14 protein-coding genes are annotated in these 15,947 nt (G+C 62.9%); 4 read left to right on the top strand and 10 right to left on the bottom strand.

What is annotated here, in order from left to right; genetic code table 11:
• The first annotated feature begins 4 nt into the window (after positions 1-4).
• Entirely contained in the window at positions 5-502 is a 498-nt protein-coding gene (locus V1289_RS21830) for an RNA pyrophosphohydrolase (protein ID WP_442896052.1), read from the top strand.
• Here the strand turns inward: V1289_RS21830 and V1289_RS21825 are convergent.
• The 6 genes from V1289_RS21825 to V1289_RS21800 form a co-directional block, all read right to left on the bottom strand.
• Complete coding sequence (locus tag V1289_RS21825; protein ID WP_334398783.1) at positions 499-2,133, bottom strand: adenylate/guanylate cyclase domain-containing protein; 1,635 nt, start codon at positions 2,131-2,133, stop codon at positions 499-501. The two genes, V1289_RS21830 and V1289_RS21825, sit on opposite strands and share 4 nt — an antisense overlap.
• 195 nt (positions 2,134-2,328) lie before the next feature.
• Positions 2,329-2,736 carry a F0F1 ATP synthase subunit epsilon gene (locus V1289_RS21820; protein ID WP_309181125.1) on the bottom strand — a complete coding sequence of 136 codons (408 nt, stop codon included), beginning with the start codon at positions 2,734-2,736 and terminating at the stop codon, positions 2,329-2,331.
• A 111-nt stretch (positions 2,737-2,847) separates the two neighbouring features.
• Positions 2,848-4,290 carry a F0F1 ATP synthase subunit beta gene (gene atpD / locus V1289_RS21815; RefSeq protein ID WP_334398782.1) on the bottom strand — a complete coding sequence of 481 codons (1,443 nt, stop codon included), beginning with the start codon at positions 4,288-4,290 and terminating at the stop codon, positions 2,848-2,850.
• Positions 4,291-4,349: 59 nt separating this feature from the next.
• Positions 4,350-5,228 (bottom strand): F0F1 ATP synthase subunit gamma, encoded by an 879-nt coding sequence (locus tag V1289_RS21810; RefSeq protein ID WP_334398781.1) that lies wholly within the window; start codon positions 5,226-5,228, stop codon positions 4,350-4,352.
• A 211-nt stretch (positions 5,229-5,439) separates the two neighbouring features.
• On the bottom strand, positions 5,440-6,969 hold the full coding sequence (gene atpA / locus V1289_RS21805; protein WP_334398780.1) for a F0F1 ATP synthase subunit alpha: 1,530 nt from the start codon (positions 6,967-6,969) through the stop codon (positions 5,440-5,442).
• Entirely contained in the window at positions 6,969-7,529 is a 561-nt protein-coding gene (locus tag V1289_RS21800; protein ID WP_309181121.1) for a F0F1 ATP synthase subunit delta, read from the bottom strand. Before V1289_RS21800 ends, atpA begins: the two co-directional genes overlap by 1 nt.
• A 695-nt stretch (positions 7,530-8,224) precedes the next feature.
• Between V1289_RS21800 and V1289_RS21795 the strand changes: the two genes are divergently transcribed.
• The gene (locus V1289_RS21795; RefSeq protein WP_334398779.1) at positions 8,225-8,716 is read left to right on the top strand and encodes a septal ring lytic transglycosylase RlpA family protein; all 492 of its coding nucleotides are present in this window, start codon (positions 8,225-8,227) and stop codon (positions 8,714-8,716) included.
• Positions 8,717-8,986: 270 nt separating this feature from the next.
• Here the strand turns inward: V1289_RS21795 and V1289_RS21790 are convergent, their stop codons facing one another.
• Positions 8,987-11,197 carry a primosomal protein N' gene (locus V1289_RS21790; RefSeq protein WP_334398778.1) on the bottom strand — a complete coding sequence of 737 codons (2,211 nt, stop codon included), beginning with the start codon at positions 11,195-11,197 and terminating at the stop codon, positions 8,987-8,989.
• 151 nt (positions 11,198-11,348) lie between these two features.
• On the opposite strand from V1289_RS21790, the gene V1289_RS21785 reads away from it, so the two are divergent.
• The gene (locus tag V1289_RS21785; protein ID WP_074271911.1) at positions 11,349-12,320 is read left to right on the top strand and encodes a tyrosine recombinase XerC; all 972 of its coding nucleotides are present in this window, start codon (positions 11,349-11,351) and stop codon (positions 12,318-12,320) included.
• Positions 12,321-12,425: 105 nt separating this feature from the next.
• Entirely contained in the window at positions 12,426-13,013 is a 588-nt protein-coding gene (locus V1289_RS21780; protein ID WP_334398777.1) for a DUF4337 domain-containing protein, read from the top strand.
• 183 nt (positions 13,014-13,196) lie between these two features.
• Here V1289_RS21780 and V1289_RS21775 read toward each other — a convergent pair whose 3' ends face one another.
• The 3 genes from V1289_RS21775 to V1289_RS21765 are packed head-to-tail and all read right to left on the bottom strand — an operon-like array spanning position 13,197 to position 15,947.
• On the bottom strand, positions 13,197-13,727 hold the full coding sequence (locus tag V1289_RS21775) for a hypothetical protein (RefSeq protein WP_334398776.1): 531 nt from the start codon (positions 13,725-13,727) through the stop codon (positions 13,197-13,199).
• Positions 13,728-13,763: 36 nt separating this feature from the next.
• Positions 13,764-15,164 (bottom strand): dihydrolipoyl dehydrogenase, encoded by a 1,401-nt coding sequence (lpdA, locus tag V1289_RS21770; protein WP_334398775.1) that lies wholly within the window; start codon positions 15,162-15,164, stop codon positions 13,764-13,766.
• A 36-nt stretch (positions 15,165-15,200) separates the two neighbouring features.
• On the bottom strand, positions 15,201-15,947 hold the full coding sequence (locus V1289_RS21765) for an SDR family oxidoreductase (RefSeq protein WP_334398774.1): 747 nt from the start codon (positions 15,945-15,947) through the stop codon (positions 15,201-15,203).

Raw genomic sequence — 15,947 nt, 5'->3', positions numbered from 1 at the left:
CCTGATGGAAGCCAAGCCCTATCGCCCCAATGTGGGGATCGCCCTGTTCAACGCGTCCGGCCAGGTGCTGATCGGCCGGCGGTTTCGGGACGATGGACCGGAAATCATTCTCCCCGGCCTCGAATGGCAGATGCCGCAGGGCGGCATCGACGCCGGTGAGGACCCGCGCGAGGCGGTCATGCGCGAGCTCTGGGAAGAAACCGGTGCAGTCAGCGCCGACCATCTCGGCGAAACCGACTGGATGACCTACGAGTTTCCGCCCTACGACGGGCCATCGTCGCATCGCCTCGCCAAATTCCGCGGCCAGCGCCAAAAGTGGTTCGCGCTGCGCTTCACCGGCCGCGACGACGAAATCGACCCGCTGACGCCGCGCAACGGACAGCCCGCGGAATTCGACTGCTGGCGCTGGGAGCGTCTCGATCGCGTCGCCGACCTCGTGGTTCCATTCCGGCGCGAAGTGTACCGGACTGTGGCGCAGCGCTTTGCGAAATTCGCGCTTTAATTCGGCCCAACCGCGAACGGGCCGATCGCGATGACGTGGCAATCGCTGTCGTGCTTGACGCAGTTGCCGAGCGCCTCATTGACCGCGTTCTGTTCGGTCGCCGCCTTGAGAGCCAGTCCGGGACGCCCCGAGGTGCCGACGGCGACTGCGTTCCAGCCGGATGACGCATCCGCCAGTTTACGGGCCACGTCATCCTTCGCATCCACGGCAATGGAAGGATTTCGTTCCGGCCGAAAGAAGCCGATGGCCTTCAAGGTGGTCGGCACCGGAACGACGAAGACATCGTCGGCAGCCACGATCATGCAGGCAATGCCGACGACCGCGCCGCATGTTTCCAGAATTCGGCGCGCCGATTCCTCGACGCTTTCCGCGTTCGAATTGAAGAAGTAAGCCCCACCAGGTCCAATCGCGATCGTCTTGCTCTTTCGGGCCGACGGATAGACGCTCTCAAGCTTGGCCTTTCCGGGGTCACGCACAATCGGCACATCCTTGGTCACGAACGGCTTCTCGGTAGACGGGTCGTGCCTGATCCAGGGCATCGGTGGCAGCGGCGGGCGGGGATGCGGGTAGACCATCGCGTTGCCGACCGCGTAAAGCTCGCATTTTCGCACCGGCTGACTGTTGTCGGCGCGTTTCTGACATTGCTCGAGCACGGCATTTTTCGCCGCTTCTTCGTTCGGCTGGCCGGCGACGAACACGTTGACGCCGTTGGTGTTCAGAGCGAACGCCTTGTAATCCGCCGCCGGCACATATTCGTTGGTCAAAACAACCCGGGTGCGATCAGAAACGAACGGCACGGTCTCCGCAGCAAACTTCTCGCCGGATGGAATCGGTGGTGGCGAAGGTGGTGGAGGTGGCGGCGCCGGTGCGGCCATGGTTGGAGTCGGGGCAGGCGTCGGAGCAGTCGACGCCGAAGGTGCGGGGCTCGCGTCCTTGCTGCTCGAAGACGCGACCTTGGTCGCAGAGGTTTCCAGCTTGGTGAAATACAGGAAGCCGCCAACACCGATCGCGGTCAGGCAGACCAGCGTGACCGCGACCGGCCACATCCAGTTCGGCACCGTCGTGGCCCCAGCCTTGACGGGCTTCTTGACCTGCGGCGTCGCATAGGTGCCGTCCTCGCGCCGCATCGCCACCATGTAGGCATGCACCGGCGTCGGGATGTTCTTCACTTCCTGCGCGCCGATATCGGCGAACTGTACCGACAATTTGTTGGCGACCTGCTCATGCACCGCGCGCGAGATGCAGATGCCACCGACCTCGGCCAGCCCTTCGAGGCGCGCCGCGATGTTGACGCCATCGCCGAGCAAATCGCCGTCGCGCTCGACCACGTCGCCGATCGTGATCCCGATGCGGAAGCTCATCTGGCGGCTCGGCGGATAGGCCATATTCCGGGTGCGCAGGCTTTCCTGGATGTCGATCGCGCAGCGCACGGCCTCGACCGCGCTTGGAAATTCGGCGAGCACGGCATCGCCCGCGGTGTTGAAAATCCGGCCACCGCCCTTGGCGATGAAATCGTCGGTCACCAGCCGATAGGAGGCGAGCCGCCGCAGCGTCTCCTCTTCGTCTTCGGCAACCAGTCGGCTGTAACCGGCTATATCGGCCGCAAAAATCGCCGCGATCTTGCGTTTCATCAATGCCCGCCCTGGACAACCATCTGCCGGGGGCAGAATGCCGCTAGAAGTTCCCGAGCGCAACCATAGCGTTTTCAAGCGAAGCGGGTAGCGCTTCGAGAACAGGCCTCCCAACAAAAATCAACGCCCGTCACCGTGTGACGAGCGCTGAATTTATTCAGGTTTTTGTCGAGCCCCGGCGCGGTGCACCGGGGCTTAGTGCATAGCCGTCGTGTTGAGCTCGTGCTGGATGCCCTTGAAGTGATCGAGCCGCTCGATCGCGCGGTCGAGTTCGGAGCCTTCCTTCTCGGCGAGCTTTGCTTCCATCTCCGCGATCGACTCGGCGAATTGAGCGCGGTCGAGCTCCTGTATCGAGGTGGCGACGTCGGCGAGCACGGTGAGGCCCTTCTCCGAGACTTCCGCCAGACCGCCGAGCACGATGATCTTCTGATGCGTGTCGCCTGACGTGATGGTCAGGATACCCGGGCGGACCGCAGCAACAACCGGCGCATGACCGGCGAGCACGCCGAATTCACCCTCCACGCCGGGAACGTCAACCTGATCGACCTCGCCGGAGAAGGCGAGCTTTTCGGGAGAGACGAGATCGAAGTGGAAGGTGGCCATGGTCTTTCCGTTCTTTCCGCTGTCACCCGCGGGCTTGACCCGCGGGTCCATCAGCAAAAATTTTGTAGCGATGGATTGCCGGGTCAAGCCCGGCAATGACACATCAAAAGCTTAGGCGGCTTCAGCTGCGAGCTTCTTGCCCTTCTCGACGGCTTCTTCGATGGTACCGACCATATAGAAGGCAGCTTCCGGCAGGTGATCGTACTTGCCTTCGCAGATGGCGCGGAAGCCCTTGATGGTATCGGCGAGTTCGACGAACTTGCCCGGCGATCCCGTGAAGACTTCGGCCACATGAAACGGCTGCGACAGGAAGCGTTCGATCTTGCGCGCGCGTGCCACCGCGATCTTGTCCTCTTCCGACAACTCGTCCATGCCGAGAATGGCGATGATGTCCTGCAGTGACTTGTACTTCTGCAGTACCTGCTGAACCATTCGCGCAGTGTTGTAGTGATCTTCGCCGACGACGAGCGGCGACAGCATGCGCGAAGTCGAGTCGAGCGGATCCACCGCCGGATAGATGCCTTTTTCCGAGATCGCGCGGTTCAACACCGTGGTCGCGTCCAAATGCGCGAACGATGTCGCGGGCGCCGGGTCGGTCAAGTCGTCGGCCGGCACGTAGATCGCCTGCACCGAAGTGATCGAGCCCTTGTGTGTCGTGGTGATGCGTTCCTGCAGCGCGCCCATGTCGGTGGCGAGCGTCGGCTGATAACCCACGGCCGAAGGAATACGGCCGAGCAGCGCCGACACTTCGGAGCCTGCCTGCGTGAAGCGGAAGATGTTGTCGACGAAGAACAGCACGTCCTGGCCCTGATCGCGGAAGTGCTCGGCGACGGTCAGACCGGTGAGGCCGACGCGGGCGCGGGCGCCGGGCGGTTCGTTCATCTGGCCGAACACGAGAGCGCATTTCGACTTAACGTTCGGATCAGGATGGTGCGGGTCGGCGTTGACCTTCGATTCAATGAACTCGTGATAGAGGTCGTTGCCTTCACGGGTACGCTCACCGACGCCGGCGAACACCGAGTAGCCACCATGGGCCTTGGCGACGTTGTTGATCAGTTCCTGAATCAGCACGGTCTTGCCAACGCCGGCGCCGCCGAACAGGCCGATCTTGCCGCCCTTGGCGTAAGGCGCCAGCAGGTCAACGACCTTGATGCCGGTGACGAGAATTTCAGCTTCGGTCGACTGGTCGGTATAGGTCGGCGCTTCCTGATGGATTGCGCGCAGGCCTTCCGAAACCACCGGGCCGGCTTCATCGATCGGCTCGCCGATGACGTTGATGATGCGGCCAAGCGTGCCGGCGCCGACCGGCACCATGATCGGGTTGCCGGTGTCGGTGACCTCCTGGCCGCGGACCAGACCCTCGGTGGTGTCCATCGCGATGGTGCGCACCGTGGATTCGCCGAGATGCTGCGCCACTTCGAGCACCAGACGGTTGCCGCCGTTCCTGGTCTCGATCGCGTTCAGAATGGCGGGCAGATGTCCCTCGAACTGCACGTCGACGACGGCGCCGATGACCTGCGTGATGCGTCCGGTCTGGTTGGCGGGTGTGGCCATAAACTCTCTCCTTCGAATTCGTATCTAGACAACCGTCAGTTTGATCGCGCCTGTCGCCGTTACATCGCCTCGGCGCCGGAGATGATTTCAATCAGCTCCTTGGTGATCATGGCCTGACGGGTTCGGTTGTAAATCAGGGTCTGCTTGCGGATCATGTCGCCGGCGTTGCGGGTGGCATTGTCCATCGCGCTCATCTGCGCGCCGTAGAACGAGGCGTTGTTTTCCAGCAGCCCACGGAATACCTGCACGGCGAGATTGCGCGGCAACAGGCGCGTCAGAATCTCGTCTTCCTCGGGCTCGTATTCGTACGAGGTCGCGGGACCTGCATTGGCGGCGGGCGCTTCCACTACCAGCGGAATGATCTGCTGGGCGGTCGGCACCTGCGAAATGACAGACTTGAAGCGCGAATAGAACAGCGTGCAGACGTCGAATTCACCGGCCTCGAAACGGGCGATAACCCTCTTGGCGATATCTTCGGCATTGACGAAGCCGAGCTGGCGGACCGAGCGTAATTCGAGGTGTTCGACGATCTGCCTGTCGAAGTTACGACGCAGCTGCTCGTAGCCCTTGCGGCCGACGCAGAAGAACTTGACCTCTTTGCCCTGGTTGATCAGCGACAGCGCGCGCTCGCGGGCGAGACGCACGATCGACGAGTTGAAAGCACCCGACAGGCCGCGCTCGCCGGTGCAGACCAGCAGCAGATGCACCTGATCCTTGCCGGTGCCGGCCAGCAGCGCCGGTGCGCCGGGCGATCCCGCGGCAGCGGTCGCGATGTTGGAAATCACCGAGTCCATTTTTTCGGCGTAGGGCCGCGCGGCTTCGGCGGCGGTCTGCGCGCGGCGCAGCTTGGACGCCGCAACCATCTGCATGGCCTTGGTGATCTTTTGCGTCGCCTTGGTGGAGGCGATGCGGACCCGCATGTCTTTCAGTGAAGCCATTCTTAGTTCACCCTAGCGACCTGTTTTTCAACCCGGTCGCGAACCCCTCGTTCGTCATGCCCGGCCTTGTGCCGGGCATCCACGTCTTAATTCTTGCCACGCGCGAAGACGTGGATGGCATAGGAACTCGTTTCACGAGTTCCGTCCTTTTATCTAATTTGCGCAAGTCGGGTAAACCCGACTTGCGGTGTCAAGCCCGGCCATGACGGCGTTACGCAAACGCCTTGGCGTGACCTTCAACGACGCTTTTCAGCTTCCCGGCGAGATCGTCGGAGAGATCGCGGCTGTCACGAATGCCGTTGAGGATCTCGACGTGCTTGCCGCGCAACAGCGACAGCAGGCCGTCTTCGAAACCGCGCACCTTGTTGAGCGGCAGCGCATCGAGATAGCCGTTGGTACCGGCCCAGATCACGCAGACCTGCTCTTCCATCTTCAGCGGCGAGAACTGCGGCTGCTTCAGGAGTTCGGTCAAACGAGAGCCGCGATTGAGCAGGCGCTGCGTCGAGGCGTCGAGGTCGCTTCCGAACTGCGCGAACGCCGCCATTTCGCGGTACTGCGCGAGCTCGCCCTTGATCTTGCCGGCGACCTTTTTCATCGCTTTCGTCTGCGCCGACGATCCGACGCGCGACACCGACAGACCGACGTTCACCGCCGGGCGGATGCCCTGGAAGAACAGGTCGGTTTCCAGGAAGATCTGGCCGTCGGTAATCGAGATCACGTTCGTCGGAATGTAGGCCGACACGTCGTTGGCCTGGGTTTCGATCACCGGCAGCGCGGTCAGCGATCCCGATCCCTGATCCTTGTTGAGCTTCGCCGCGCGCTCGAGCAGGCGCGAATGCAGGTAGAACACGTCGCCCGGATAGGCTTCGCGGCCCGGCGGACGGCGCAGCAGCAGCGACATCTGGCGATAGGCGACGGCCTGCTTGGACAGATCGTCATAGATGATGACGGCGTGCATGCCGTTGTCGCGGAAATACTCGCCCATGGTGCAGCCGGTGAACGGCGCGATGTACTGCATCGGCGCCGGATCCGAAGCGGTCGCTGCGACGATGACCGAATATTCCAGCGCACCCTGCTCTTCCAGCACCTTGACGAACTGGGCAACGGTAGAGCGCTTCTGGCCGATCGCGACATAGACGCAATACAGCTTGATGTTCTCGTCGGGCTGCGCGTTGAGCGGCTTCTGGTTCAGAATCGTGTCGAGCGCGATCGCGGTCTTGCCGGTCTGGCGATCGCCGATGATCAGCTCGCGCTGGCCGCGGCCGATCGGGATCAGCGCGTCGATGGCTTTGAGGCCGGTCGCCATCGGCTCGTTGACCGATTTGCGCGGAATGATGCCGGGCGCCTTGACGTCGACGCGCATGCGCTTGTCGGCCTGGATCGGACCCTTGCCGTCGATCGGATTGCCGAGCGCGTCAACGACGCGGCCGAGCAGGCCCTTGCCGACCGGCGTATCGACGATGGCGCGGGTGCGCTTGACGGTCTGGCCTTCCTTGATCTCGCGGTCGGCGCCGAAGATCACGATACCGACGTTGTCGGTTTCGAGGTTCAGCGCCATGCCGCGGGTGCCGTTCTCGAACTCGACCATTTCACCGGCCTGGACGTTGTCGAGGCCGTAGACGCGGGCAATGCCGTCGCCGACCGACAACACCTGTCCGACTTCGGTAACTTCAGCCTCCTGGCCGAAATTCTTGATCTGGTCCTTGAGGATCGCGGAAATTTCCGCGGCGCGGATGTCCATCAGCCTGCCTCTTTCATCGCGTGCTTGATCGAATTGAGTTTGGTGCGAAGCGAACTATCCACCATGCGGCTGCCGAGCTTGACCACAAGGCCGCCGATAATGGAGGGATCGATTTTCACGTTGAGCGCGACGTCCTTGCCCGTCACCGTTTTCAGTGCGGTCTTGAGGGCGTCGAGATTCTTGTCGCTGAGCGCTTCGGCGACGGTCACGTCGGCGGTCGCCTCGCCCTTGAACTTCGCCACCAGCGCGCGGAAGGCGCGGATCACGTCGGTGACGGCGAACAGGCGCCGATTGGCGGTGAGAACCTTCAGGAATTTTGCAGAAGTGCCGGTAATTTCGGCCTTCTCGAGCACGGCGGCGATCGCCTTCGACTGCGAATCCGCCGAGAAAACCGGGCTGCGAACCAGCCGCTTCAAATCGGCGCTGTCGGCCAGCATGGCCTCGAATCGATCGAGATCGGCCCTTACTGCGTCGACGGATTTCTCGTCGCGCGCCAACTCGAACAAGGCCGTTGCATAACGACCTGACACTCCCGAAACCGACGGATCTTCAGCAGCCACTGACGCGCTCTTTTTTTGCTGTCAAACTCGCAAGGGAAAAACCGTCGCCACGAAGCGGCGCCTAGCGATCCAAGCCCTTGGAATTCAAGCGGGACTTCGATTTTCGACCGGCACTGGAAGTCCCGGGACCGTTAAAATCGCGGCTTTGCTAACATAGCGAGACGCGCAGGTGCAACATGACGGCGCGTGCCGGCGATGCCTTGTCGCACGCGCTGTTTTCGGTCCGGCCGCGCCCTGTCCAACCGCCATTCTGGGTCACGAAAATTGCGGCCTGGATCGCGGCCTTCTCGCTGGAGCGTCATCGCTGATCCCCGGATCGTCATCGATTCCTGGAGCGCCGTCGCTGAAGAGAATCGTTCCACCAGCGATTGCATGGCCGCCATGAGCCCTCGCCCCGGAACCGAAGCGGCCGGTTGATTCCATTTACGCATTACTTGCGCAAACCTCGCCGGCGGCGGCCGATGACTTTATTCGTCAGTAATAACAAGTACAGCATTGGTTAATAATTCGTTAAAGTGAAAGATTACGGAATATCTCCCGACTACTTGCACTAGGTAACAAGATATTGCAGCCGGATACAATCCAGATTTACTGCCCAATTCATGCCTCATTGCGCAACCAAACGGCAATCACGCAAGACGGGACGGGGGTTCCACTTGTCACGTGTGTGGCAATACTGTCTGAGGGACAATTTAATGCTGAATACCAATAATGTTGCGCTGGGAAATGCAACCCGGTCGCGCACGGCGCTTGCTTTTGTCGCCGCAACTCTCCTGGTCGGCGGCAGCGTCACCGAAGCTTCCGCCAAATCCAGGCACCATTACCGCCACCATCACCACCAGGCCGCATCCGAGGGTTCTTCCTGGCGCGACGCCAATGCCTCGATCGCCTCGTCATCCGGCGGGCACAGCTTCTCGGGCATGGCCTCCTTTTACGGCAATGAATCCGGCAGCCACACCGCCTCAGGTCAGCGCTTCAACCAGAACGCCATGACCTGCGCCCACCGCTCGTTGCCATTCGGCACCGAGCTCCGGGTGACCCATGGCGGCCAGAGCGTCGTCGTCACCGTCAACGACCGTGGCCCGTTCGTCCGTGGCCGCATCCTCGATCTGTCCACGGGCGCCGCCCGTGCCATCGGCCTGACCGCCGCCGGCGTCGGCCGCGTCACCGCTGAAGTCGTCTCCTAAAGGCGTCTCACCCGCCGCTTTCGATCCAACCATTTCGGTAAGCGTTGCGTTGCGTAGCGTAACGATCGCGGAACTTTTCGCGCATCGATAAAGGCCTGCCGTCGCGAATGACGGCAGGCTTTTTGTTTCGGATGGGCTCTCAACGTCATTGCGAGGAGCGACGCGACGAAGCAATCCACACTTTCTTTGTCGAACGATGGATTGCTTCGCGGAGCCTGTCATCGGGCGCGCATTCGCGCGACCCGTTGGCTCGCAATGACAGGAGGGGATTTACAAAAAGCTCTGCGGATCGACGTCGACTTCGAGCTTGAGATTGCCTTTGGTCTTCGGCCCGGCCGCGAGCCATTCGCGCAAATAGTCCGAGAGGTCGACATTGCGCAGCGACTTCACCAAGAGCCGAAAGCGATAGCGGCCCTTGATGACCGCGAGCGGCGCTTCGGCGGGGCCCAGCACCTGGATCCGTTCATCGATCGGCGCCACCGCGGCAAGGCGGCGCGCAAAACCCTCGGCGGTCGGCCGATCGCCCGCGGAAATAATCAGGCTGGCGAGCCGGCCGAACGGCGGATAGCCGGTTCGCTCGCGCGACCCGATCTCGCTGGCGTAAAACGCCTCGCGATCACCAGCGACCAGCGCCTTCATCACCGGATGTTCGGGCTGATGGGTCTGCATGTAGCCGACGCCGCGGCCCTGATCGCGCCCGGCGCGCCCGATCACCTGGTTGAGCAGCTGAAACGTCCGCTCGGCCGCGCGCGGATCGCCATTGCCGAGGCCGAGATCGGCATCGACCACGCCGACCAGATTGAGCCGCGGGAAATTATGCCCCTTTGCCACCAGTTGCGTGCCGATGATGATGTCGACGCGGCCTTCCGCGATCTCGTTCAGTTCGCTGCGCATGGTCTCGATCGAGGTGATCAGATCGCTCGACAGCACCATGGTCCGCGCTTGCGGAAACAACGCGGCCGCTTCCTCCTGCAGGCGCTCGACGCCGGGACCGACCGCGACCAGTGATTGTTCCGCCGCACAATGCGGGCAAACATGCGGGCGCGGCATCGAGAAGCCGCAATGGTGACAGACCAGGCGCTGGCGAAATCTGTGGTCCACCAGCCAGGCGTCGCAGATCGTGCAGGCGAAGCGATGCCCGCAGGCCCGGCACAGCGTGAGCGGCGCGTAGCCACGGCGATTGAGGAACAGCAGCGCCTGCTCGCGCCGCTCGATGGCGATTCCGATATATTCGGCGAGCCGCGGCGAAATGAAGCGGCCGCGCGGCGGCGGTTCGCGGCGCAGATCGATCGCCTCGATCTGCGGCATGTGCTGGCCGCCGAAGCGCGACGGCAATGCGACGCGCTGGTAGCGCCCCTTGCGCGCATTGACCTCGGTCTCGATCGACGGCGTCGCAGACGCAAGGATGATCGGGATTTTGGCAATATGGGCGCGCACCACCGCCATGTCGCGGGCATGATAATGCGCGCCGTCATCCTGCTTGTAGGCCTGGTCGTGCTCCTCATCGACGATGATCAGACCCAAATCAGCATAGGGCAAAAACAAGGCGGAGCGTGCGCCGACCACGACCGGCGCCTCGCCGGCCGATATCGCGGCCCAGTTGCGCGCGCGGGTGCGCGGGGTCAGTTCGGAATGCCACTCCAGCGGACGCACGCCGAAACGCTGCGCGAACCGATCGAGGAATTGTCCGGTCAGCGCGATCTCCGGCATCAGGATCAGCGTCTGCTTACCGCGCCGGATGATTTCGGCGATCGCCTCGAAATAGACTTCGGTCTTGCCCGAACCGGTGACGCCGTCGAGCAACGCGACGTGAAAGCTGCCGTTCGCCGCCAGCGCCCGCAAGGCATCGACGGCCGCGCGCTGCTGGCGCGAGAAATCAGGCTGCGCAAACTGAGGATCGGGCAGTGGCGGCGCCAGCGGCGGCGGCATCGTCTCAATCGTCAGCGTGCCCTCGTCGACCAGGCCGTCGATCACCCCGGCGCTGACGCCGGCTTCCCGCGCCGCCTCCGATTTGCCGTGCAGCAATCCGTCGGACAGGATTTCGACCAGCCGGCGTCGCGCGGGGGTCATCCGCCGCGGCGGCTCGCCTGTCAGCCGCACGCCGATGCGCATCCGCTCGGGTCCGAGATTCTCGCCCATCCGCAGGCACATCCGCAGCACCATGCCGCGCGCCGAGAGCGTGTAATTGGCGACCCAGTCCACGAGACTGCGCAGTTCCTCTTTCAGCGGCGGCACGTCGAGCTTTTCGCCGACATCCTTGAGGCGGTTGTGCAAGCGCGGGTCGGGCTTTGCATTTTCCGCCCACACCACCGCGACCACTTCGCGGGGGCCGAGCGGCACGCAGACCACGTCTCCCGGCTTCAGCTCCATGCCGCGCGGCACGCGATAGGAATAGGCATGGTTGAGCGCAACCGGCACCAGCACATCGACGACCCGGGTCGCGGAAGCGGTGGAAGTGTCGGGGCGCGTGGCGTGGTCCATTGGGAGGCTGATTCGATGCCGGAGGAACGAGCTAACTTAGGGGCGTGCCGGGTTCGGGGCCAGCCTTTGACTGCACCGGTTTGCGCAAGTTAGCGAACGGTAAACGAAACCGGTGCGATATAATCGTCAGAATCAGGGCGCCGATAGCTCCATGACCAAACCGGCCACGTCACTTCAACCGATCGAACTCGATTGCGCCGACGAGACCGTCACGCTGGAGATGACGCGCTGGCTGTCGCATCTGCGCGCCGAGCGGCGGCTGTCACCCAAGACATCCGAGGCGTATGCCCGCGATGTCCGCCAATGTCTTACCTTTCTGGCCGAACACTGGGGCAGGCGGGTGACGCTCAAGGCGTTCGCCGCGCTGGAAGCCAGCGACATCAGGGCATTCATGGCGATGCGCCGCGCCGATGAGATCGGCGGGCGCTCGCTGATGCGGGCGCTGGCGGGCTTGCGTTCGTTCGGCCGGTTTCTCGAACGGGAGGGCAGAGGCAAGGTCGGCGCGCTCTCTGCCATCCGCGCGCCCAAAGTTGCAAAAAGCCTGCCGAAGCCGATCCAGATGGCTGCGGCGAAACGTTTGACGGATGCCGACGAGCGCGCCGGCGAGGACCGCGATCCCTGGATCTGGGCGCGCGACGCCGCCGTGATGGCGCTGCTCTACGGCTCGGGCCTGCGTATCTCCGAGGCGCTCGGCCTGAAGCGCCGCGACGTGCCGTTGCCCGGCGAAGGCGACGTCCTGATCGTGACCGGCAAGGGCAACAAGACCCGCATGGTGCCGGTGCTGCAAAATGTGCTGCAATTGATCCAGGATTATACCGCGATCTGCCCGCATCAGCTCGCCCCGGCGGGGCCGATCTTCGTCGGCGCCCGCGGCGGCCCGCTCAGCCCGCGAATCATTCAGCTCACCATGGAAAGATTGCGCGGCGCGCTCGGCCTGCCCGACAGTGCAACGCCGCATGCGCTGCGGCATTCGTTCGCCACCCACCTGTTGAGCCGCGGCGGCGATCTGCGCGCGATCCAGGAGCTGCTCGGCCACGCCTCGCTCTCGACCACGCAGATTTATACCGGCATCGACAGCGAACGGCTGCTGGAAGTCTATAGAACGGCGCATCCGCGCGGCTGATCTGCGGCGTTTTCATCCTGACACGCTCCCGTCACATCCGCTTGCCACTTGCGTAAGCCATGCCGTTCGGCAATCGTGGACAGGGTCTCATTCGGGGAGAGAATCATGAGCGCACAAGAGAGCATGGAGCAAGCGGACCACGCCAAGGAAGCCGCCGGCGAGAACAGGAAGATCGCGCTATTGATCGCCGTGATCGCGTTGTGTCTTGCGCTATCGGAAACGCTGGGCAAAGGCGCGCAAACCGAATCCATCAGCAAGAACGTCGAGGCGTCGAACCTGTGGGCGTTTTTCCAGGCCAAGAGCATTCGCCGCACCACGGTCCAGACCGCGGCAGAACAGGCCAAACTGAGCCTCGGTGCCGGCGACGACGCCACCAAGGCGGCGGTGCAAAAGCAGATCGACGACTGGCAGAAGACCGCGGCGCGTTACCGCTCCGAGCCGGAGACCGGCGAAGGCTCGGAACAATTGTCCGAGCGGGCCAAGCACGCCGAGGAGGAGCGTAACCTCGCGGAGGCCAAGTACCATCACTTCGAACTGGCCTCGGCGGCCTTTCAGATCGGAATCGTGCTGGCCTCGGCAACCATTATCACCGGGATTATTGCGCTGGCCTGGATCTCCGGCCTGCTGACGCTGGCGGGCATCGCCGTTACCGCGCTCGGCATCTTCATGCCGCACCTGCTGCATCTGCCTTGATACTTATCGCTCATAGCTGAGACAGCGCGGCGGACTCCGCTTCACCTCTCCCATCGGGAGAGGTCGCGCTGAAGGCGCGGGTGAGGGATTACGGTCTGTCGATAGAGCTGAGCCCCTCACCCGGCGCTACGCGCCGACCTCTCCCTGTGGGAGAGGTAAGGACAGAGCGCGTGGCGCCAGCAATCAGCGCGCCTCGTGCACGCTTTTGCGAAAGCGCTGGATCAGCCGCAGCATCCGCGACGACCAACCGCCGCCGTCGCCGCGCAATATTTCCAGGATGCGCCGCTTGGTCGGCTCGACCAGCGCGGCCGCCTTGGCGCGCAGGTCCATGATGAATTCATAGAGCCTTTCGAACCACGGCATTTCCAGGAGCTTCGAGCGTGTCACGTCGAAGATGAACGCGGTGACACCGACGCCGACGAGTTTCGCGAAGATGATGGTAACGATGGCGCTCAGCCAATATTCATGCATCATCAGCCACAGGCCGACCAGCTTGAGCGGAAACAGCGGGATCACCGGCACGATGAATACGATCAGCGTCATCGCCGGCGACAACGTATCGACGCGATCGGACAGCCATTGCTTGAACGCACGCAGCGGAATCAGCGCCACCACGCGCGCCACGATCGGCTCGAGATGATCCCACAGCCATGCTTCGATCAGGAAGATGACCGCGAGCAGAACCCAGATCGGTTGAAGAAGGCGGCGCATCATGGACGTGGTCTCTACCCGGCGCGTGCCGGATGTCGATCACATATGGATCGCCCGCTTGCCAACCGCAAGCGCGGCTTCCTTGATGGCTTCCGATCGTGTCGGATGGGCATGACACGTTCGCGCCAGATCCTCCGCCGAACCGCCAAACTCCATCAGAACGGCGGCCTCATGGATCATTTCGCCGGCTTCGCGGCCGATAATGTGCACGCCCAGCACCCGATCGGTCTTCGCATCTGCGAGAACCTTCACGAATCCGTCAGTGGTCTGGTTGACCTTGGAGCGGCCGTTGGCGGTGAAGGGAAATTTACCTGACGTGTAAGCCACGCCGGCCTGCTTCAATTCTTCCTCGGTCTTGCCGACCGACGAAATTTCCGGCGTGGTATACACGACGCCAGGGATAACGTCGTAGTTCACATGCCCGGCTTGCCCGGCGATGATTTCCGCGCAGGCGACGCCTTCATCTTCCGCCTTGTGCGCCAGCATCGGACCCGCAACCACGTCGCCGATCGCATAGACGCCCTTCACGCTGGTCGAAAAATGCTGGTCGATCTGCACGCGGCCGCGATCGTCGAGGGCTATGCCGGCCTCCTTCAGGCCGAGACCTTCGGTGTAGGGCACGCGGCCGATACAGACCAGCACCACGTCGGCTTCCAGCGTTTCCGCAGCCCCGCCCGCGGCCGGCTCGACCTTTGCGATGAGCGTCTTGCCCGAGGTATCGACGCCGGTGACCTTGGCGCCGAGCTTGAACGCAAAGCCCTGCTTTTCGAGGACGCGCTGGAATTGCTTTGCAACTTCGCCGTCCATGCCGGGCAAGATGCGATCGAGGAATTCAACCACCATGACCTGCGCGCCAAGCCGCTGCCATACCGAGCCGAGTTCGAGCCCGATCACGCCGGCGCCGATGATCAACAGTTTTTCCGGCACCTTGTCGAGCGACAGCGCGCCGGTCGACGACACGATGCGCTTCTCGTCGATCTCGATGCCTTTCAGCCGCGCGATATCGGAGCCGGTGGCGATGACGATGTTCCGGGTCTCGACAATCTCGGTCTTGCCGTCGCCGGAGACCCCGACCTTGCCGGCGCCGAGGATCTTGCCGGCGCCCTTCAGGACATCGATCTTGTTCTTCTTCATCAGGAAGTCGACGCCCTTGACGTTGCCGTCGATGCCCTGCTGCTTGAAATTCATCATCGCGGGCAAATCGAGTTTCGGCGTGGAGACGCTGACGCCCATCTTGGCGAAGGAGTGCTCGGCTTCCTCGAACATCTCGGAGGCATGCAGCAATGCTTTCGACGGCATGCATCCGACGTTGAGGCAGGTGCCGCCGAGCGTCGCGCTCTTTTCGACCACGGCGACCTTCATGCCGAGTTGCGCGGCGCGCACCGCGCAGACATATCCGCCGGGACCGGTGCCGATGATGACGAGATCGTAGGTGGCCATGATTGAAGTCCTGTAGCTGAATAGTGTGACAGGTGTTTACCGACCACCCGACACATCGAGGATGGCGCTGGTGACGTAGGACGCATCGTCCGACATCAGCCAGACGATGGCGTTGGCGATTTCCTCCGCGCTGCCGACACGTTGCATCGGCACCATATGCGCAAGCCGATGCGCGCGGTCGGGCTCGCCGCCGCTGGCGTGAATTTCGGTGTCGATCAATCCCGGGCGGATCGCCGCGACGCGAATGCCTTCGCCGGCGACTTCATGGCCCAGTCCGATGGTGAAGGAATCCACCGCGCCCTTGGACGCCGCGTAATCGACATAGGTATTGGGCGCGCCAAGTTTCGCCGCGACCGAGGACAGGTTGACGATGACGCCGCCCTTGCCGCCGTTCCGCGTCGACATTCGTTTCACGGCTTCACGCGCGCAAAGAATGCTGCCGGTCACGTTGACCGCCATCATGCGCTGGATGCGCTCGGCCGACATGTCCTCGACCCGCGCCGACGGCCCGACGATACCGGCATTGTTGACCAGTGCGCCCAGCGTTCCGAATTCGTCGGCAGCCTTGAACAGCGCGAGAATGTCATGCTCGCTGCCGACATCGCATTTCACCGCGATGGCCTTGCCGTTCTTGGCTTCGATGACGGATACAACTTCCTGCGCCGCTGCGTGATTGCTGGCGTAACCGACCACAATGCGAAAGCCGCGCGCCGCAGCGCCAATGGCGGTGGCGCGGCCGATGCCGCGACTTCCGCCGGTGATGACAGCAACTTGATCAGTCAA

This window comes from Bradyrhizobium sp. AZCC 2289 (assembly GCF_036924615.1).
In the GTDB taxonomy this organism is placed as follows: Bacteria; Pseudomonadota; Alphaproteobacteria; order Rhizobiales; family Xanthobacteraceae; genus Bradyrhizobium.
This window is presented reverse-complemented; position numbering and strand designations above follow the sequence as displayed.